Origin of the sequence: uncultured Sphaerochaeta sp. (assembly GCF_963676625.2) — a bacterium.
GTDB lineage: Bacteria > Spirochaetota > Spirochaetia > Sphaerochaetales > Sphaerochaetaceae > Sphaerochaeta.
Genome location: NZ_CAXXYB010000004.1, coordinates 124,114 through 143,199, shown reverse-complemented (window position 1 = coordinate 143,199; position 19,086 = coordinate 124,114). Strand labels below are relative to the sequence as shown.

General features: G+C 44.4%; 16 protein-coding genes. 9 read left to right on the top strand and 7 right to left on the bottom strand.

What is annotated here, in order from left to right; all coding sequences use genetic code 11:
* Nucleotides 1-35: 35 nt before the first annotated feature.
* Nucleotides 36-1,166 carry a hypothetical protein gene (locus ACHZBG_RS03805; RefSeq protein WP_320128116.1) on the top strand — a complete coding sequence of 377 codons (1,131 nt, stop codon included), beginning with the start codon at nucleotides 36-38 and terminating at the stop codon, nucleotides 1,164-1,166.
* Between the two features lie 19 nt (nucleotides 1,167-1,185).
* Here the strand turns inward: ACHZBG_RS03805 and ACHZBG_RS03800 are convergent, their stop codons facing one another.
* On the bottom strand, nucleotides 1,186-2,256 hold the full coding sequence (locus ACHZBG_RS03800; protein ID WP_320128115.1) for a KamA family radical SAM protein: 1,071 nt from the start codon (nucleotides 2,254-2,256) through the stop codon (nucleotides 1,186-1,188).
* A 156-nt stretch (nucleotides 2,257-2,412) separates the two neighbouring features.
* Here ACHZBG_RS03800 and ACHZBG_RS03795 point away from each other — a divergent pair, with 156 nt between their 5' ends.
* Nucleotides 2,413-3,726 (top strand): MFS transporter, encoded by a 1,314-nt coding sequence (locus ACHZBG_RS03795; RefSeq protein WP_320128114.1) that lies wholly within the window; start codon nucleotides 2,413-2,415, stop codon nucleotides 3,724-3,726.
* Nucleotides 3,727-3,796: 70 nt separating this feature from the next.
* Here ACHZBG_RS03795 and ACHZBG_RS03790 read toward each other — a convergent pair whose 3' ends face one another.
* Complete coding sequence (locus ACHZBG_RS03790) at nucleotides 3,797-4,372, bottom strand: manganese efflux pump MntP family protein (RefSeq protein WP_320128113.1); 576 nt, start codon at nucleotides 4,370-4,372, stop codon at nucleotides 3,797-3,799.
* Between the two features lie 766 nt (nucleotides 4,373-5,138).
* On the opposite strand from ACHZBG_RS03790, the gene ACHZBG_RS03785 reads away from it, so the two are divergent.
* From ACHZBG_RS03785 to ACHZBG_RS03770, 4 genes are all read left to right on the top strand, one after another.
* Nucleotides 5,139-5,462, top strand: a complete 324-nt coding sequence (locus ACHZBG_RS03785) for a cupin domain-containing protein (protein WP_320128112.1) — start codon at nucleotides 5,139-5,141, stop codon at nucleotides 5,460-5,462.
* A gap of 31 nt (nucleotides 5,463-5,493) precedes the next feature.
* Nucleotides 5,494-7,128, top strand: coding sequence for a hydroxylamine reductase (hcp, locus tag ACHZBG_RS03780; RefSeq protein ID WP_320128111.1), 1,635 nt, complete (start codon nucleotides 5,494-5,496; stop codon nucleotides 7,126-7,128).
* Nucleotides 7,129-7,309: 181 nt separating this feature from the next.
* On the top strand, nucleotides 7,310-9,505 hold the full coding sequence (locus ACHZBG_RS03775) for a glycoside hydrolase family 88 protein (protein WP_320128110.1): 2,196 nt from the start codon (nucleotides 7,310-7,312) through the stop codon (nucleotides 9,503-9,505).
* Nucleotides 9,454-10,191, top strand: coding sequence for a class I SAM-dependent methyltransferase (locus ACHZBG_RS03770; RefSeq protein WP_320128109.1), 738 nt, complete (start codon nucleotides 9,454-9,456; stop codon nucleotides 10,189-10,191). The genes ACHZBG_RS03775 and ACHZBG_RS03770 overlap by 52 nt, the downstream gene beginning before the upstream one ends.
* 77 nt (nucleotides 10,192-10,268) lie before the next feature.
* Here the strand turns inward: ACHZBG_RS03770 and ACHZBG_RS03765 are convergent, their stop codons facing one another.
* The 5 genes from ACHZBG_RS03765 to ACHZBG_RS03745 all read right to left on the bottom strand — a co-directional run bounded on the left by ACHZBG_RS03765 (nucleotide 10,269) and on the right by ACHZBG_RS03745 (nucleotide 15,218).
* Nucleotides 10,269-11,126, bottom strand: a complete 858-nt coding sequence (locus ACHZBG_RS03765; RefSeq protein ID WP_320128108.1) for a carbohydrate ABC transporter permease — start codon at nucleotides 11,124-11,126, stop codon at nucleotides 10,269-10,271.
* A 1-nt stretch (nucleotide 11,127) separates the two neighbouring features.
* Nucleotides 11,128-12,042 carry a sugar ABC transporter permease gene (locus tag ACHZBG_RS03760; RefSeq protein ID WP_320128107.1) on the bottom strand — a complete coding sequence of 305 codons (915 nt, stop codon included), beginning with the start codon at nucleotides 12,040-12,042 and terminating at the stop codon, nucleotides 11,128-11,130.
* Between the two features lie 88 nt (nucleotides 12,043-12,130).
* Entirely contained in the window at nucleotides 12,131-13,423 is a 1,293-nt protein-coding gene (locus ACHZBG_RS03755) for an ABC transporter substrate-binding protein (protein ID WP_320128106.1), read from the bottom strand.
* Nucleotides 13,424-13,631: 208 nt separating this feature from the next.
* Nucleotides 13,632-14,195: an elongation factor P gene (efp, locus tag ACHZBG_RS03750; protein ID WP_320128105.1), complete on the bottom strand. Its 564-nt coding sequence runs from the start codon at nucleotides 14,193-14,195 to the stop codon at nucleotides 13,632-13,634.
* A gap of 18 nt (nucleotides 14,196-14,213) precedes the next feature.
* The gene (locus ACHZBG_RS03745; RefSeq protein ID WP_320128104.1) at nucleotides 14,214-15,218 is read right to left on the bottom strand and encodes an amino acid--tRNA ligase-related protein; all 1,005 of its coding nucleotides are present in this window, start codon (nucleotides 15,216-15,218) and stop codon (nucleotides 14,214-14,216) included.
* Nucleotides 15,219-15,285: 67 nt separating this feature from the next.
* Between ACHZBG_RS03745 and mnmE the strand changes: the two genes are divergently transcribed.
* From mnmE to rsmG, 3 genes are read left to right on the top strand one after another with little or no spacing between them, the layout of a single operon-like run.
* Nucleotides 15,286-16,617: a tRNA uridine-5-carboxymethylaminomethyl(34) synthesis GTPase MnmE gene (mnmE, locus tag ACHZBG_RS03740; protein WP_320128103.1), complete on the top strand. Its 1,332-nt coding sequence runs from the start codon at nucleotides 15,286-15,288 to the stop codon at nucleotides 16,615-16,617.
* 2 nt (nucleotides 16,618-16,619) lie between these two features.
* Nucleotides 16,620-18,431 (top strand): tRNA uridine-5-carboxymethylaminomethyl(34) synthesis enzyme MnmG, encoded by a 1,812-nt coding sequence (mnmG, locus tag ACHZBG_RS03735; protein WP_320128102.1) that lies wholly within the window; start codon nucleotides 16,620-16,622, stop codon nucleotides 18,429-18,431.
* Nucleotides 18,424-19,080, top strand: coding sequence for a 16S rRNA (guanine(527)-N(7))-methyltransferase RsmG (gene rsmG, locus ACHZBG_RS03730; RefSeq protein ID WP_320128101.1), 657 nt, complete (start codon nucleotides 18,424-18,426; stop codon nucleotides 19,078-19,080). Before mnmG ends, rsmG begins: the two co-directional genes overlap by 8 nt.
* The last annotated feature ends 6 nt before the right edge of the window (nucleotides 19,081-19,086 follow it).

Genomic DNA, 19,086 nt, shown 5'->3' with positions numbered 1-19,086 from the left:
AAAATAAGGGATTTTCCTTTGGATGAGGGTTAGAAATGAAGAAATCGGTGCGGATAAATTTACTGGTCATTACTTCGGTTTTGGCAATCTTTGTTTTTGCAGGAGTATGGTATTTTCGTCCGGGTGTTTCCAACGATATACTCGAACGTGCCAGGCAACGTCAACTGAAACCTCTACTTGAGATACAAGAACCTCTAAAACCCTCCATTGAGGCTGTTCCTGCCACAGTCGCTACCTCCGAAGTGGATCAGAAAGCCTTGGCTGAGCAATTGTTACCAGCACTTCGAGAACAACTTACATCTTCTCTTGAAGATGATTTATATGAAAAGCTCAAGGTTCGATTTACCGATGATGAACAGGTCATCAATCTCTTTGCCGATAAACTGGAACCAAAGTTGGAGGAAAAGCTTACCCCTGTCATGCAAAAGGCCTTTGACCAATATAGTGCGGCTAACATGGGTAACGCTAGTTCTTCCTCGCTGGTTGATTTGAAAGTTTCCCTCCAGAAAGAATTCGATGACAAACTGGCGGCAATGGAATCCGAGATATTGAAGACCTCTGTACAGGCAAATGACCAACAGCTTGAAAAGCGCATAGCTACGTTGAAAGGTGAGCTTTCCGATGAGTTGACTGCCTATATTCCTCAATTGGTCGACCTTATGTTGCCCCAGGTAGTCGAAGGTGTCTATCAGGATCTTACGAAAAACAAGGATACCTATCTTCCGTATATAGCAGAAGAACTCAAGGCGTATCTACCCCAGACCCCGAGTGAAGACCAGATGCTTGCCTTGTATGCAAAGTATCGTGACAGAATAATTGCTGATTTAGTTCCAGCAATTCTTGATTCCATGCAGAAACCTGCAACAGAGTCAGTCAATTCAATGGTTGAATCACTTGCTCCTACTCCTGCAGTGACAGAGCCAGCAGTTGCGAAAGTCTCGACAGTCGTTGCAAGTACCGAAAAAACTCCTGTAGTTCCTGCGCCTCCTGCTACGGTAACAGTTACTTCAAAAGCGAAGGAAATATTGCCTGTCATTACCCAACCTGTTTTCACGGAAGACCAACCGGTAGTCCTGATGGAGCCTGCAGTGTATGAACAACAGCGTGATTCCATTCGCAAACAGGCTATCGATGCAATTCTTGAAAGATTGAATTCTCAAGAATAAATACTACTGCTTGAAAAATTTATACGCCTGATGGAGGATCTTGGTAATACCTGATTCCACCTTCGGGCGTTTGTATTTTCCAGAGGCCTTTTTCTTCAGTTTCCTCAATATAACTCTGGGTCAAGGGAACTTTTCCGCCGCCTTGTGGCAGATCCACGGTATAGGAAGGCAGGGCCAGTCCAGAAAGTCTTTTATGAAGCTCTTTGGCAATCTGCATCCCTTCTTTGAGAGGCACTCTGAAATGTGCGGTTCCTGAAACCAAGTCTCCTTGAAATAGATAGTAGGGTTTAACTCTGTTTGCCACCAATTTATTACATAATTCAACGAGCGTATCCGATGAATCATTTACTCCCCTGAGAAGGACTGTCTGGTTCATTGCAGGGATTCCTGCATCTACAAACTTTGCAATGGCAATTTTTGCTTCAGGTGTTATTTCCCGTGGATGATTGAATTGAGTCATTACATAAAAAGGAGCGCTGGTATATTTCTTGAAAACTGCGATCAGTTCATCTGTAATTCTTTCTGGCCAAGATGCAGGAGTTCTTGTACACAGCCGTATCACAAGGTCAGGGCGAGCCGATCGGAATATTCCCACCAGTTCATCAATTCTCTTGTTTGAAAGGGTCATCATATCCCCGCCTGTCAAAAGGATTTCCAATACCTCAGGGTGTTTGCCGACATACAAGGCGGCTTCTTTGATCTCTTCCTTTGAGGCCGGTCCATTGAAAGTTCCCGTGAATCGCCTACGGAAACAGTGCCTGCAATAGAGAGGGCAGATGTCGGTAACCAGAAAGGCAACCCTGTTGGTATAGCGATGAATCAATCGGCTGGTAATGCTATGGTCTATTTCTTCCAAGGGATCCAAAGCTTCCCCGTTGTTTTCGATTTGCTCGAAACGGGTAGGGACTACCTGACGTCGAAGTGGATCCTGGGGATCATCTGGATCAATTAGGTGAAAGAAATACGGGTTTATTGCTACAGGTAATGCTTGTTTGCACTCCTGAAAAGCTTTTTCATCTTCGGTGAGGGTCAATACTGAACCCAATTGTGCCATGCTTGTAATCATAGAGTCTTGGTTTTCTTGTTCCATGCCTGTGGTTTACAGGAAAGAAAAGGTTTCGTCCAGTATCAGATTGAAATTCAAAAATGATTTTGCTGTTTTGCCGATAGGTAAACTGTTTTTTCACTGCAAGCTTTCTTTTTTATGGTACACTACTTTCAAATGTTTCATACGTAGGAGACACAAATGGCAACTGCACAAAAAAGTAAGAAGAAAGGGCTGAAAGGTTATTACCTGACTACATTTCTTATTGGGCTTGGTTTTTTTACCATGGGACTTATGGATCCTTTATACGACACCTATATTCCAATCTTTCTTGCACGTTTTGTTGAATCGAAGGCTCTTATCGGATCAATAATGACATTTGACAATCTATTGGCAATTTTCTTGATCCCTGTGTTCAGTGCACTAAGTGATCGCACCCATACCAAGATTGGTCGGAGAATGCCCTATATTATCATTGGGCTTCCCCTGACAGCCGTTGCCTTTGGTCTTATTCCTTATGCCGCACTGAATAGTCTGTGGATGTTGATTGTGCTGGTATTTGGTTTGAACCTTTTCAAGCAATCGGTTCGAGGTCCTGTTGTTGCCTTGATGCCTGATATGGTACCTGGAGAACTGCGCAGTGAAGCCAATGGTGTCATCAACACGATGGGAGGAATAGCAACCATCGTGGGTACTGTTGGTCTGGCCAGACTTATGGATGTTCCTGTAAAGGTTCCTGGTCTCGGCATGCAGACCGATATTCTTGCCTTCCCTGTCTCTGGGGTCTTGGTAATTGTTGCCGTAATTTTGCTGTTTACTTTCGTAAAGGAAAAGAACGCCATCAACGTAGGGGGAAAGGAGAAGTCGGAATCCATTCTTCATTCCTTGAAAGTCATTTTCAATGAGAAAGACAAGAGTGCCTTGTTTATCTTGCTGTCCTTGCTTTTTTGGTTCATAGGGTATCAGGGAATTCTGCCTTTTGTCGGTCTTTATTCCAAGGACATCCTTCATACAAGTAGCGGAACGGCTTCTCTTGCTGCGGGTATGGTCGGCATCGCATATGCGATATTTGCCATCCCCTCAGGCATCATTGCCCATCGATTTGGGAGAAAAAAGACCATCAGAGCCTCCTTGTTTGCTTTGGTTATCATTCTGATCCTGATTTATTTTCATGATCCCATGACTCCTTCTTGGGGAATTCCTGCCAGACAGTTCAGCTTCTGGGCTCTCCTCTTCTTCTTTGGAGTTTTCTGGGTAGCTATCATAACCAATAGCTTTCCGATGCTTTGGCAAATGTCTTCGTTCCAGACTGTAGGAATTTATACTGGACTCTATTATTTCTTCAGTCAGCTGGCATCGATAATCTCTCCTCCAATAACTGGCGGATTCATTGATGCTTTTGGATTTAGGTCAATTTTCATATATGGCGCTGTTTCAATGCTCATCGCTTTCTTTTTGATGAGCCATGTACATCGTGGTGAACCGGAAGACGATCCTATAGCGGAAGAAGAGTAGTAGTCAAAAACAAATAAGAGAAGGCCCGGATTTCCGGGCCTTCTCTTATTACCGTGAATTCCTTCAGTATTTATAAAACCAGAATTCCCAGATGGGAAAAGAGAATTTTTGCTCCGATAAGGATGAGAACAACACCTCCAATGATCTCTGCTTTGCCTTGGAAGCGAGTTCCGAATCGGTTGCCAAGCAAAATTCCAATGAAAGAAATGATCAAGGTAATGCTTCCAATAATTGAAATTGCTTCAAAAATATGTACTTGCAGGAAAGCGAAAGTAATTCCTACAGCGAGTGCATCGATGCTTGTTGCAAGAGCCAGGGTAAGAAGTTCCCTTACCTTGATTTTTTCATTCTCTGGCATGGGACAGGAGCCATCTTCATGAAAGGCATCCCAAAGCATTTTACACCCGATGCCAAGAAGAAGGACGAAAGCTACCCAATGGTCATACGCAGTGATATATTGCGCAAACTGAATTCCCAGGGCCCAGCCGAGAAAAGGCATCAAAGCCTGAAAAAAACCAAAGGTAACTGAGATGATAAGTCCCTGTCGATAATTGATAGTTGTCATCCTGAGGCCTTTGCAAAGAGAAACTGCAAAAGCATCCATGGCAAGGCTAATTGAAATTACGATCAATTCAAGAATTCCCAAAATTGTGCTCCATAAAGACGAATGAAACAAGTATAGGAAGTTTATGAGATCTCTTCAAGGAATCCTTATACTATTAACCTACCTGGATATTGATAAATTGAAAAGGGAGCGTTTGGTATTGTGTAGATATATGGCTCATATCCCTTGATTTCCTTTATCCTGTATTGTCACAATATTCAATATGAAAGGAGATTCTTGGACTGAACCAGAATAAATCTAGACAGGGGGAATGGAAATATACCCGGTGGATTGGAAATTCTGGTAAGGATATCCATATACACCAGAATTCTTATCTTGACGTCACCTCCTTGGGCCTTTATGCTGGGTACATGGGTTTTGTGTCACAAACAAGGATGGAAAACGATGTCTAGGAAGTTCAAAATATGTATAATAGTTTGCGGTATCTTCCTAGTCTGTTCTCTGTCTCTCTTCTCACACGAAACGACGGCAACTCTATATTTACATGGGAAAGTTCCAATAACTTCGAATGTGAAATCTTCACAAAAGAGAGTCAGGGTAAATTCAAATTCGCGAAATTTCCATTGCGATGTTGAAACTAATGAGGCTACCCATATCGTTACCGTAAGAGTGAGAACTTGGTAACTATTCGTTTATACTAATTGACTGAAATGCCAGTGCTTCTTGAGAGCCTGGTTTTTTTATCTGAAACTTCCATATCTGTTGGAAAAACAACATACTCCTATAATTCTACATTGTACCCTTACCAGGAATAGTTGATCTATTTATTACAAGGAGGATGCAATCAGTGATTAAAAATTTTCCAGATTCAAAAGTTTCGGAGTTTTCTCAACAGATTGATTATCAGGAAGGGCAGGTAGCCAGCAAGACTCTCGCTCAAGATCAACATCATAGCCTTACCTTATTTGCTTTTGAGAAAGGGGAAGAGATAAGCAGCCATGAAAGTTCTGGTGATGCCTTGGTTCTTGGCCTTGATGGAATCGGTGAAATCACCATTGATGGCCAAACACATACAGTAGAGCCGGGTGATTCCATCGTAATGCCTGCCAATCATCCCCATGCAATTTTTGCCCCACAACGGTTCAAGATGTTCTTGGCCGTAAGTTTTTAACGTCGTCAGATAAGAATATTAGGAGATAGTTATGGATTCTAAAATGTTTTGTTATCAATGTCAGGAAACAGCTCGCAATACTGGTTGTACGCTTTCAGGAGTCTGTGGAAAAGATGCCGAGACTGCAAATTTGATGGATTTGCTTATTTGGCTTACCAAGGGAATCAGTCAGGTTTGCGTACTGCTTCGTTTGGAAGGTCAAAAAGTTGGAAGGGATGTAAACCATTTGGTGACATTCAATCTTTTTAGCACGATTACCAATGCCAATTTTGATGAACAGGCAATCTTGGAAAGAATACTTCTTACAATCAAGGAAAAAAATAATTTGCTATCCAGCCTCTCGCATACAGAAAATTTGCAGGAAGCAGCCTTGTACGCAGAAACAGAAACAAGTTTGCTGATAGAAAAATCGAAGACGGTAGGAGTCCTTCAGGAAACTGACGAAGATCTTCGCAGCCTCAAGGAGTTGATTACCTATGGTCTGAAAGGTGTTTCTGCCTATAGTAAGCATGCAAATGCTTTGCTTCAGGATAATGAAGATCTCGATTTCTTCATTCAACGCGCATTGGCCTCTACCCTTGAGAAAAAGAGTATTGAGGAATTGATAGCCTTGACGTTGGAGACTGGTACCTGGGGTGTGACCGGAATGTCCTTGCTCGATGGCGCAAATACCGGTACCTACGGCAATCCTGAGATTACCGAGGTGAAGCTTGGAGTAGGCAAGAACCCCGGAATTCTTATTTCAGGTCACGACTTGCATGATCTTGAAATGTTACTTGAACAAACCAAGGATACTGGTATTGATGTCTATACTCATTCTGAGATGTTACCCGCTCATTATTATCCAAAATTCAAGGGATACTCAAATTTTATTGGAAACTATGGAAATGCCTGGTGGAAACAGAAACAGGAATTTGCCTCGTTCAATGGACCTATCCTGATGACTACCAATTGTATTGTTGCTCCTGAAGCTTCTTATAAAGACAGGATATATACGACCGGGGCAACAGGGTTTCCCAACGTCAAGCATATTGGTGGAGACATAGGAGACCTCAAGGATTTTTCGCCGCTTATCGAGCAAGCTAGGCATTGCGCTCCTCCTACAGAATTGGAAACAGGGACTATCATCGGAGGCTTTGCCCATAATCAGGTTTTTGCTTTGGCCGATAAAATCGTGGATGCCGTCAAGAGTGGAGCTATCAGGAAATTTGTAGTCATGGCAGGTTGTGATGCCAGGTCAAGATCGAGGGAGTACTACACTGAATTTGCAAAGGCCTTGCCAAAGGACACTGTTATTCTTACTGCCGGATGTGCAAAATACAAGTATATCAAATTGAACCTGGGAGATATCGGGGGCATTCCTCGAGTGCTTGATGCAGGACAATGCAACGATTCCTATTCCTTGGCTCTCATTGCCCTTAAGCTCAAGGAAGTTTTTGGCCTTGCTGATATAAATGAACTTCCCATTGCCTATAATATTGCCTGGTATGAACAAAAAGCGGTCATAGTCCTGTTGGCCTTGTTGTCTCTCGGGGTAAAGAACATTCATCTTGGTCCAACCTTGCCCGCGTTTCTTTCTCCTAACGTCGTCAATGTGCTGGTGGAAAATTTTGGAATTGCAGGTATTTCAGATGTTGCCAGTGATCTGGAGATTTTGGTAGGGTAGTCCGGCATTGTTCTTTGTCGAATACAGGAGGCTTCCTTTGGGGAAGTCTCCTATTGTATATATCTTGCCTTGCTTAAGAAAGTTGTTGTATAGAAGCGCAAAGCAGTTTTATTCTTGCAGGACTATCCGTATGAATAGGATTTTACTTGCACCATTCTCTTTTGGGTAGGATACTTTTGCCATGGGATATTATATACGTGATGATATGAGTATGCAGGGCCTTTCAACTGAAGAAACCCTTGAGTTGGTGGGAAAACGTTTTTTGATGAGCAATCCTCCTCATCCCTACACCTATAGACCTTTCAATACAGAAGGAATCGTGCGAGGGAAAGACTATCGCTATCATGCAGATTTACAGCATTTGCTTGCTGATGCACCTCTTGGAAGTTTTTCATATGTATGGGGAAGGTACCTGAGTGTCGCTGAGGGCACCCTTCGGTTTGCCTTGATTTCCTATGGTCCGTCCGTTGTCTACCTGAATGGTAAGCAGGTTGCAAAAAGTGATATCTTCAGTGAACGCTATCGTTCGAAACTGATTTTCGATATCCCTGTACAAAAGGGCATGAATTCGTTGGTTCTCCGCTTTGAAAACACCAGTGGTGGTTTTGGGGGTGAATTCGGTACCTGGGTAGGAAAGCTGGATTATTATTTCTTGATGCCTTCAGCTTGGGAAGAACAGGAAGGTTTGGCCTTCAGTGAACCGCTTGAAAAAGAACTGTCCTCTGTTGAGGAAGAGAATCTTTTGACGTTGTCTTGGCTTCCCAAACCCTATGGAGATAACCCGGCAACCTTTGACCTTGCCCCCGTTTTCCCCCACGCAATTCCAGGACAATTTTTCTGTGCCATAACCTCTGTAGTCTTGCCAAAGGAAGGTACCTATCATTTCATAATAAAAGAAACTCATGGTAGTGAGTTATGTATGGATGGCAAGTCCTGTACTGAATTCATGCAAGGGAAGGCCGGAACGCATTTGCTTTCCTTGATTTGTACAAGAGAAGCTACCTCGGGGTGGACTTTCTCTCTTGCTATGGAAAATTCCGTAACTGGTGAAAGGGTCAAGTTAATTAATCCTGTTCTAAAAGAGACTTCTTCCTACCATTGGTGTGCTGCAGGACCTTTTAAAGAACGTGCTGTTTGTTGTCAGCAGGCTTTTTCCCCTCAATTTGAAAAGCCTTTTGATACGATAAATGGTCCTGATTTCTGGCATTTGGGAGGAAAGGGGAGGTATCTTCGCCTCTACAATGACAATCCGTTGTTCGGACATTGGAATTATCCACTTGGAGTTACCCTTTATGGTTTGGTGGAAGCGGAAAGAATGGTGCGAGAACATAATCCAGCCTTTGCCGAAAAGATTTCACGGTATTTGACCAGTCATGTGAACAAAACCTTGGAAACCTATGATTATGGAATGTGGGATGAGCGGACTCTGGGAGGAGCAACGGCAGTACATCATTTGATGACCAGCCTTGATAGTCTGGATGACTGTGGTTCTTTCGGATCAGCTATCCTGGAAATTGCCAAGGACCATGAAGTGAAAGATGTCGGTCCTGTTACCCATGTAGTGGGTACGTACATTACAAAAGAACAACGAAGACTTGCTGATGGAACATTCTTCAGAAAAAACCTCATGCATTCCTTTCACGAAAATACGTTATGGGCCGATGATCTATATATGTCCATTCCCTTTCTCTGCCGTTATGCTGCTTTCATACAGGACCCCTCACTGCTTGATGATGCCGCTTGGCAATTTCTGGGTTTTGCAAGTTATTTATATATACCTGAAAAACAGGTCATGAGCCATGTGTACGATTTTGAAAGGAATCTTGCAACGGGTATCCCCTGGGGGAGGGGTAATGGTTGGGTACTGTTCTCTCTTTCTGAATTATTATCGGTTTTGGATAAAAGCCATCCAAAATACTCCTTGATGCTTTCCCTTTTCAGAAATCTTTGTGAGGGATCCCTGAGGTTGCAGGATGAAACTGGCATGTGGCACCAAGTGTTGGATATGTCCTCCTCATATCTTGAAACCTCTTGCACTGCTATGTTTACCTGTGCTTTTTCCCGAGGGGTCAGAGCCGGTTGGTATGAAATTGACGAACCCTATAGGACTGCTTGCAAGAAAGCCTGGAAAGCAATACAACGTAACTCCTTGGACAAGGAAGGTCATGTCTGGGGAGTGTGCAGGGGGTCTGAATTTTCCTGTTCCAGAAGATATTATGCACAAGAATTACTTCCACGTCTGGATGACACCCATGGAATAGGAATTGTTATGCTTGCCGGAGTAGAGTATGAACGGCTCTTGGCATTTGAAAGGAGTCAACACCTTTGGACGGAACGAATTTGTACGATGATGAAACATTTTTCAAGGGATATCTAGCCTTGAGGGAAAAATCTTACAGTGCGAATGAGGTGGAGGAGCTTCCTGCTCTGCTTTCCTTGCTTCCATCCTTGACCGGGAAGACTGTCTTGGATTTAGGTTGTGGCTGTGGTGACACCTGTTATCGATATGCTGCCATGGGTGCCAGGCAAGTTGTTGGGATTGATATCTCGGAAAAAATGTTGCAACTTGCAAAAGCACGCAAAAAAAACGAGAGCATCGCCTTTTACCAAATGAAAATGGAAGATATCTCCCAAATCAAGGAACGGTTTGATGTAGTGACAAGTTCTTTGGCTTTTCATTACATCCAGGATTTTTCAAAACTCATCAAGGATATCCATTCATTGCTATCCAATGAAGGAGTGCTTATATTTTCTCAGGAGCATCCGCTGACCACTGCTCCTAAAAAAGGATGCACCTGGATATATAAGGATTCCCAAATCCAAGGATATCAGGTAAGCGACTATATGGAAGGCGGGGAAAGAAATGTTGAATGGATGAATACGGCGGTAACAAAATATCATAGGAATTTTTCTGAAATCTTTCATTCCTTGATTGTCAATGGTTTTGAGATACTAGAAGTATTGGAACCTCTGGCGGGGGAAGAAAACAAAGCTTTTTATCCACTGTATGAAAAAACATTGCATAAACCGAATTTTCTTGTTGTCAAAGTCTTGAAACGATAAGGTAGAAAAGTATAGGTAGCTATAATAAAAGCAGTGGACAGCCTAACCGTCCACTGCTTTTATCATGCACAAAGATATCAGCCTTTCAACCCGGTCGTTACCAACCCTTGCACGATGTATTTCTGGAAAAACAAGAAAATTATCAATACAGGGATGAGGGATAATGTTCCCATGGCAAAGATAGCTGACCAATCCGTTGAATTCTGGGGGTCGCTGAACATTCTCAGGGCCAGGGAAACAGTAAAAAGCTTCGGTTTGTTCAAATAGAGAAGAGGTCCCAGAAAATCGTCCCAGCGCCAATAGAAACTAAAGATTGCACTGGTGATGACAGCTGGTTTTATCAAGGGGAAGAGTATCCTTGAAAAGACAGAAAAGCGGTTGCAACCGTCTATCTTGGCTGAGTCATCCAATTCATAGGGAATTTGGCGGATGAACTGAACCATCAGGAAGATGAAAAATGGAACACCTGCAAACTGCGGGATGATCAAGGGTTTGAATGAGTTGATCCATCCGATTTTATGAAAGATGATAAACTGTGGAACCATGACTACCTGATAGGGTATCATCATGGTAACGAACATGCAGGCATACCAAAAGGTTCTTCCCCTGAAGGGAACGCGGGCAAATCCATACGCTACCAGAGAGGAGGCAAGTACTGCTCCTATACTCGATATAATGGTGTAATAGAAGGAATTCTTGAAGAAGGTGGCAAAGGTGATGGAATTGTTGAAGTTCCAGCCACGCAGGTAGCTCTTGAAATTGAAGGTAGTGGGAATCAAGGAGCTTGTATTAAAGATCTCCGAGTTGTTCTTGAAGGAATTGGATACCATCCAGAGAATCGGATAGAGCATGATAAATCCAAGCAAGATGACTACTGTATGAAACAAGACCTGTTCAAGGGTGTTTTTCATTTTTCGTTTGCTATGGGCATCCATCTTATTTTCCCTCCTTGGATTCATAAAAGACCCAGGCATTGGAGGTCTTGAAAACAACTGCCGTGAATACACCAATGATCAGGACAAGTATCCAGGCCATGGCACTGCTGTATCCCATGTCGAAGTATTTAAATGCACGTTGATAGAGGTAAAGCGCATAGACGAGTGTGCTGTTCAAGGGATCCCCGCTTCCGCCTGAAACAACAAAAGCTTGGGTAAATACAGTAAATCCATTGATTAATTGCATCACCAGATTGAAAAAAATTACCGGAGTTATCTGGGGAACGGTAATATGTGTGAAACGCTTGAAAGAACCGGCTCCATCAATTTCGGCAGCCTCATAATATTCTTTTGGAATTTGTCTGAGACCTGCAAGAAAGATGAGCATCGACGATCCAAACTGCCAGATAGCCAAGAGAATCAAGGTCCAGATTGCCGTAGAAGGTCTACCGATCCAAGAGATATTTGAGGTTATGCCCAGTTTTCCAAGTACCGCATTCAGCGCTCCATCGGCCATGAACAGACGTCTCCACATGACAGCGATGGCAATCGAGCCGCCTACCAGGGAAGGTACATAATAGATGGCTTGGTAGATGCGGATTGCCCTTGTTCCCCTATTGAATAGCATTGCCACGAAGAAGGCAAATATCAGCCTTCCGGGAACGGAGACAAAGGCATAGTAAAAAGTAACTTTCAAGGATTGCCAGAAGAGTTCATCATGGGCCATTTTTCTGAAATTTTCCAATCCGTTAAAAACAGGGGATCCAAGAATGTCGTAGTCAGTAAAGGAATAGTAGAGAGAAAAGAGGATGGGTATGATGGAAAAGGCTATAAATCCAATCAACCAGGGGCTGATAAAGGCATAACCAGAAAAATCTTCCATCAACTTTCTGTTACGTTTTGCCGAGATTTTCATGCAGGCTCCTTCAGCTCAAGACAGTTGTAAGAATATGCAGGGAGAGACCTGTCTTGCAGGTCTCTCCTCCAACATAGGGAAGAAAATGCTATTTAAGAATTTCGTTACCCTTGGTCATTATCTTTGCAACACCTTCATCAAGAGAGATGCGCTTCAAAAGTATTTCTTGCGAAACGTCACGGACCATTTTCAAGAATTCACCACTTCCGGAAGGATCAGGAGCATCGATCGGACCGGCATTTTGGGAAGCCAAGCCAATGAAATCAAAGATCTGCTTATTAACGGAATTTACCTTGGTGGACATATGTTCCCTGACCTTTGACGGAATGGGAACTCCTCGTTCACCCATGAGATAATCATTGACATCAATGTCGTTTATAAAATAATTCAGGAATTTTGCTGCTAGCTCAGGATTTTCTGCCGAAGCAGGAATCGAGAAGAACATCGAGGGCTTCAGAAAGGTTCCCTTAGCCTTGGCGTTCTTGATATTGGGCAACAAAGCAAGTTTCAGTGGGCGTTTTGCCGCAACCTGGAAGGATACAAATTGGTTGCTCCACATATACTCCAACCAAGAGTGACCCTTTGCAAATTCACCTTCCTCGGGAGTTACCGTAACAAAGGCAATTTCAGGATTGATCAGGGCTCCTGCATCCTGGAGTCTCAGCTGAATGGCGTAGTAGTCCTTCAGTACCGTTGTATCGGTAAACCCAAGACCTTTGGTCTTGCCATAGGTTGTCGCACCGGTCTGCCTGATTGCATTATCAAAACCAACCTTGGGATCGGTGGTGAAGAAAGGAAGAGTCTGGACGCCTGTTTTCTGATAAATCTGAAGGGCGATTTTTTCGAAATCATCCCAGGTCCAGTTTGCCGAATCGGGTTCAGCTATTCCTGCCTTGGCCAATACCGCTGGATCATAGGCAATGCAGACTGCGTTGGTGCCCAGACTGATACCGTAGAGTTTCCCGTTTACTCTTCCTCCAGACAGGAAGGATTCATTGATATCGGACAGATCTATGATTCCTTTGTCTACATATGGGGTCAGATCGGCAAGTTGATTGCGCTGTACCCACTGAAGCATATAGGCATAGTCATGCTGCATCAGATCAGGAAGGCTTCCAGCCGCCGCCTGGGTGTTCATCTTGTCCCAGTAGCCTGACCATCCGGTAGTTTCCGTATCTATTGTTATATCCGGATTCGCCGCCATGAACATTTCAACGGCTTTCAAAGTCCGTTCATCACGGGTCGGGTTGCCCCACCAGGCCAGACGCATGGTAGAGTTTTTTGTTTCCGGTGCAGCTTGTGCAAACACAAATGCAGGTACGGCGATAGACAGGCAAATTGCCAAGGCAAAAAGCTTGAATAGGGCTTCTCTTTTTTTCATGATAGATTCTCCTTTCTTTTGTTTTTCATTTTAGGTGCCTTTTTTCGAGAAGTCAAAAAAAATGTAAACATTGCCCAAGTATTTATGAAAAAAGGAATAAGAGTTATGTATTATCCAAAAAAACAACGGAAAAAGATAGAAATTGTTTCTGCTGGCAAAAATAAAAGAGCTGACCGAAGTCAGCTCTTGAAGGGAAAAAAGTAATGCGTCAGCCGTTGACGCGTTCCAAGTATTCCTTGGTTTCGGTATTGACCCGAATTTTCTCGCCCTGTTTGATGAAAATAGGAACCCTGACTTTCAGACCGGTGTCGGTCACGATATATTTGGTTGCACCTTGAACAGTGTCACCCTTGACAGCTTCTTCTGCCTCAGCTACCAAGTAAACTACCTTGGGGGGAACCTGGATATCTAAAAGTTGAGTTTCCCAGAAAGTACAACGATAGGTTTCGCCATCTTTCATGATGAATTCATAGTCAGTGAAATTGATCATCGGAACTTCAATCTGGTCGTATGTATCGGTCAACATAAAGTGGAAATGTTCGCCATCGTTGAATAAGTATTGGCAATCACGATCCTCGACCATAATGTCTTCGGCATTGTCTTGGCTCTTCATGGTTTCACTGAGGGTTTGCCCACTGGAAGGGCTCTTGAGTTTCAGACGAACAAAGGCGGATCCTTTACCAGGGTTGACGAATTCACGGTCGATACAAACAAAGGGTTGTCCTTTAATGAGAAGGGCGGTTCCCTTTTCTATTTGACCTGCTTTAATCATGACTAATTACCTCGTATATTAAAGATTACAATTTTTACCGGTGCCCAGCATAGCAGAAAGGGGAAAAAGAATCACCCCCTCAAGGCTGGTTTTTCCTAACTGTAGCATGAGTAGCCTGTCCATTCCAAGTGCTACACCTGAACACTGGGGAAAAGTAGTGAAGAGAGAAGCGAATGCTGGATCGGAATCAGGAATTACGGACTGGTTTTTCATTCTCTTTTGGACAAGTTTTGCATACTCATTGCGATAATAGGATGCAATGGTGTCAACATCACGTTCTTCGTCATAGCAGTTTGCAATTTCCGTTCCTCCTGCATACAACTCCCAACGCCTACGATAATTTCCATCACGTTTGGCCAGACATTCGATCTGGGCGGGATATCGATCGAGAACCAAGGGTTTGTCCTGGGGCAGATTGGGCTCTACAAAGGTAAGAAATATCCTGTTGAAGGTATCTTCCCAGCTTTCACTCTCATTGCCAAGGGATAGTCCCAATCGTCTGGCTTCGTTTGCCAGGTGTTTTTGGTTCTGGTTTTTTTCTAGGTCTACCTGGGCATAGCGCCACATGGCCTCGGCAACTGTCAAATGATTGAATGGTGGCAGAAGATGCTCAGGGCAGTTCTCCAGTGCTGTTTTTGCTATCATTTCTTCGGTAAGGGCGATTGAATCTTGTTCATCTGCGCCTACCGTATAGTATTCAAGCATGGAGAATTCCGGGTTGTGAATCTTGCCGATTTGCTCACTATTGCGAAAACAATGGCTGAATTGATAGATGCTTCCGAATCCTTTGGCAATAAGTTTTTTCATGAAAACTTCAGGGGAGGGGATAAGATAGAGATCCAGGGAACCCAAGAATTCATTCTCGAAACGGGTTCCGAAATTCTCTATGGTAGCTTCGGGAATCAAGTCAGGGGATAGGGACGGGGTATCTACTTCCGTATAAGAACGCTCATCAAAAAAAGTACGTATTGACCTATAGAGCCGACTTCGTCCCAAGGCGGCCTGTTTTGCAGAAATTTCCATGGCCGTATCATATCCAATGACCTGCTCTTGTTGCAAGGTCTGGCCTCGCTACAGTATACTGCTCGACATGGAAAGTTATGATACTGATGATATAATATATGCCTTGGCAACCCCTTGGGCCCAAAGTGCCTTGGCTGTGATTCGTGTGAGCGGAGAAGGTTGTAAAACTATGCTTGCAAACTACTTCTCTCCTGCAAAAGCGTTGTTGCAAGCCAAGAATGCAACCTTGGTTCATGGTTTTATTACTGAAGGAAAAGATGGGAAAAAGCTCGATGAAGTGGTTGCTGCCGTTTATACTGCAGGACATGGGTATACGATGGAAGAATCTGTTGAGTTTACCTGTCATGGCTCCTTGCCTGGTTTGCAAGCCATTCTTGCCTCGTTCAAGCGAATAGGCTTGAGACCTGCCCAGGGAGGTGAATTCACTTTCAGGGCTTTTTTGCATGGACGTATGGACCTTACCCAAGCTGAGGCTGTCCAGGAATTGGTTGCCGCACAAAGTCCTCGCAGTCAGGCAATGGCTCTTTCACGTTTGGAAGGAACCTTGAGGGATCGGATTTCAGGAGCCAAGGAAGAGTTGCTTGTTGTATTGGCTTCGGTGGAAGTCCAGCTCGATTATGCCGAGGATGAATTGGATGAGTTTGTCTTTCCCCTTGAGAGACTCAGGGGCGTCGAAACTTCCTTGTCCTTGTTAGCTTCTACCTATAAAGTAGGTCGTCTCTATGGGCAAGGGGCCAGGGTCGTGCTGGCAGGGGCGACCAACGCTGGCAAAAGCTCCTTGTTCAATCTTTTACTCAAACAACAACGATCGATAGTCAGTTCCGTAAAGGGTACTACCCGTGACTATATTGAAGCGGATTGTTCAATCGAGGGTATTCCCATTCGGCTCTATGATACTGCAGGATTAAGGGAAAGTGCTGATAGCATTGAAGTTGAAGGGATCAAGAAGACAGAACAACTTATCGGACAGGCAGACTTGGTTGTGTATCTGGTCGATAGTACCGATGATGCAAGGTTTCCAGAACCTGATGCCAAGACCTTGTTGGTTTATAACAAGTCAGACTTGGCAAAAGCCCCGAAGGGATCGCTTTCCATAAGTGCCCAAACAGGAGAAGGTATCGTTGCCCTTGCCCATGCGATGGCCGAAAGGCTCAGGGAAGGTGTCCAGGCTACCGGGGATGAACAGATCATAATTGAATCTGAACGGCAACATCTTTTGTTGCTCCAGGCCCGAGAAGCCATAGAAAGGGCGATTGCCTTGGTTGAACGTGATATTCCGTTGGATATTGTTGCCGCGGAATTGAATGAAGCAATGCAAAATCTCGGTGAACTCACCGGGGAAGTCACTCCCGCCGATATCCTCCAAAAGATATTCAGCGGATTTTGCGTAGGGAAGTAAAAATGGATTATGATGCAATAGTAGTAGGGGGAGGGCATGCCGGAATTGAGGCTTCCCTCGCTCTTTCAAGAATAGGATTCAAGACTCTTCTGGTTACCCAGAATCTTGACGCAATTGGTCGGTTGTCCTGCAACCCTGCCATCGGTGGGTTGTCAAAGGGAAACATTGTACGTGAAGTCGATGCTCTTGGCGGAGAGATGGGCCATTTGATCGACCATTCAATGATACAATATCGAATTCTCAATCGAAGGAGAGGTCCTGCCGTACAGGCTCCCCGGGCTCAAGCCGATAAGTTCACCTACTCCCGTCTTGCCAAGGAAACCTTGGAAGCACAGTCTAACCTTTCCTTGTTCATGGATACCGTCGTGGATATCCTTCTGGATAAGGATGGAAAGAATCTTGTAGGAATCAAGACCGCCAGGGGGCATAGCATTTCCTGCAAGGTGATGGTGCTTACTACCGGAACCTTCATGGAAGGAAGAATATTCATTGGTGAATACGATGCTCCGTTCGGACGTCTTGATGAACCGGCTGCCATAGGATTGGGAACAGCTTTGCGTGCGAAAGGCTTTCCGGTGGGAAGACTCAAGACAGGGACTCCTGCCCGAGTTCGCAAGAGTTCGCTTGATTTTGATAAAATGGAACTGCAGGATGGGGATCCTGTCCTTATGCCTTTCAGTTTCGATTATGATACCATTGAAAGGCCGATGCTGCCTTGCCATATTACGTGGACAAATGAGAAGACGCATAAGATTATCAGGGATAATATCCATCGTTCTCCGCTCTATGGTGGGAAGATTGTAGGGAAAGGTCCCCGGTATTGCCCTTCCATCGAGGATAAGGTCGTCCGTTTCCCTGACCGCGACCGACACCAGATTTTTGTCGAACCAGAAGGCGTCGGTACCGAGGAAATGTATTTAAATGGAATATCCTCCTCCCTTCCGGAGGATGTCCAATGGGACTTCATCCATAGCATTGAAGGTTTGGAACATGCCCAGATCATGCGTCCGGCCTACGCGGTGGAGTATGATTACCTTGACCCTCAGAATCTTTTCCCCTCTTTGGAGAGTAAGCATGTAGGTGGGTTGTTCCTGGCTGGACAGACAAATGGTACCAGTGGCTATGAAGAAGCCGCCTGCCAAGGTCTCATGGCGGGAATCAATGCCGCCCAGAAGCTCAAGGGGGAAAAACCCTTGATTCTTTCCCGCAGTGAAGCCTATACGGGAGTTCTTATTGATGACTTGGTTACCATGGGTACCAAGGAACCCTATCGCATGTTTACCAGCAGGGCCGAATATCGGTTGAATCTCCGTCATGATACTTCTGATCAGCGTTTGACAGAAAAAGGTTTTGCCGTAGGGCTTCAGAAGGAAGCAAGCATCCAGAGACTCCAAGCTAAGATGGAAAAGATCGAGGCCGTAAAGGATTTGCTTTCGAAGCGAAGATATGAACAAAAAACTGCACTGGTTGCCTTGAAAATGCCTGAAGTTACCATGGATGACTTGAAAAAGACTATTCCTGAGCTGAAAGATTTTGATGAGCCTACTCGTTATCAGGTTGAGCTGGATGTGAAATACGAGGGGTATATTCATCGGCAGGATCGTCAGGTTTCCCGGTTCGAGAAGCTTGAGGGCCTTTTGATTCCCGAGAACATCGACTATGATTCCCTGGATGGGCTGAGTGCTGAATCGAGGGAAAAACTCAAGATGATACGGCCTCTGTCGGTAGGCCAGGCAAGTCGAATGAATGGCGTACGGACCAGTGACTTGGCAATTCTTATTCTCAACGTAGATAAGGGAGGTCGCCGTGGGTAACTATGACCACCTCTTGCATTCTTCCCTGGAACAACTTGGTCTTGTATTTGACGAGGCTCAGTATTCCCAGCTTTCAAGGTATATCAAGGAACTTGAACTATGGAACCCGGTGTACAAATTGGTTGGTGCGGTAGGCGATGAACTGATAACCAAGCATATAGTGGATAGCTTGTCTGCTGTTCCGACTCTTGTGACCTTGCTCGATACATATAAGAATCCTATCATCGCCGATCTCGGTTCCGGGGCAGGACTGCCAGGCATTCCCCTCGCTATTGCACTCAAGGACTACCAATTCACCTTGGTTGAGAGAATGGGTCGACGGGTCGGATTTCTCAACAATGCCTTGGTCCTTTGCCATCTATCCGATAGAGTAAAGGTTTTTGACAAGGATCTTTCGGAAGTGAAGGGAACGTTCGATCTCATTACGTTCAGGGCTTTTCATCCTTTATATGACATACTTGATATCGTTGAGCCCCTCCTTGCAGATGATGGTGTCGTCTGTGCCTACAAAGGCCAAGAGGAATTGTTACGTGCTGAATTGGAACAAGTGAAGAAGGGTTGCAAAACCAGCTGGACTGATTCCTTGGTGGATTTGTCGGTTCCGTATCTTGATGCCCAAAGAAAACTTTGTATTTTGCATAAGGGGTGATACCTC

Coding starts and splice junctions, on each gene's coding strand:
- ACHZBG_RS03805 (WP_320128116.1), top strand. CDS start 36: ATGAAGAAATCGGTGCGGATAAATTTACTGGTCATTACTTCGGTTTTG.
- ACHZBG_RS03800 (WP_320128115.1), bottom strand. CDS start 2,256: ATGGAACAAGAAAACCAAGACTCTATGATTACAAGCATGGCACAATTG.
- ACHZBG_RS03795 (WP_320128114.1), top strand. CDS start 2,413: ATGGCAACTGCACAAAAAAGTAAGAAGAAAGGGCTGAAAGGTTATTAC.
- hcp (WP_320128111.1), top strand. CDS start 5,494: ATGGATTCTAAAATGTTTTGTTATCAATGTCAGGAAACAGCTCGCAAT.
- ACHZBG_RS03775 (WP_320128110.1), top strand. CDS start 7,310: ATGGGATATTATATACGTGATGATATGAGTATGCAGGGCCTTTCAACT.
- ACHZBG_RS03765 (WP_320128108.1), bottom strand. CDS start 11,126: ATGGATGCCCATAGCAAACGAAAAATGAAAAACACCCTTGAACAGGTC.
- ACHZBG_RS03760 (WP_320128107.1), bottom strand. CDS start 12,042: ATGAAAATCTCGGCAAAACGTAACAGAAAGTTGATGGAAGATTTTTCT.
- ACHZBG_RS03755 (WP_320128106.1), bottom strand. CDS start 13,423: ATGAAAAAAAGAGAAGCCCTATTCAAGCTTTTTGCCTTGGCAATTTGC.
- efp (WP_320128105.1), bottom strand. CDS start 14,195: ATGATTAAAGCAGGTCAAATAGAAAAGGGAACCGCCCTTCTCATTAAA.
- ACHZBG_RS03745 (WP_320128104.1), bottom strand. CDS start 15,218: ATGGAAATTTCTGCAAAACAGGCCGCCTTGGGACGAAGTCGGCTCTAT.
- mnmE (WP_320128103.1), top strand. CDS start 15,286: ATGGAAAGTTATGATACTGATGATATAATATATGCCTTGGCAACCCCT.
- mnmG (WP_320128102.1), top strand. CDS start 16,620: ATGGATTATGATGCAATAGTAGTAGGGGGAGGGCATGCCGGAATTGAG.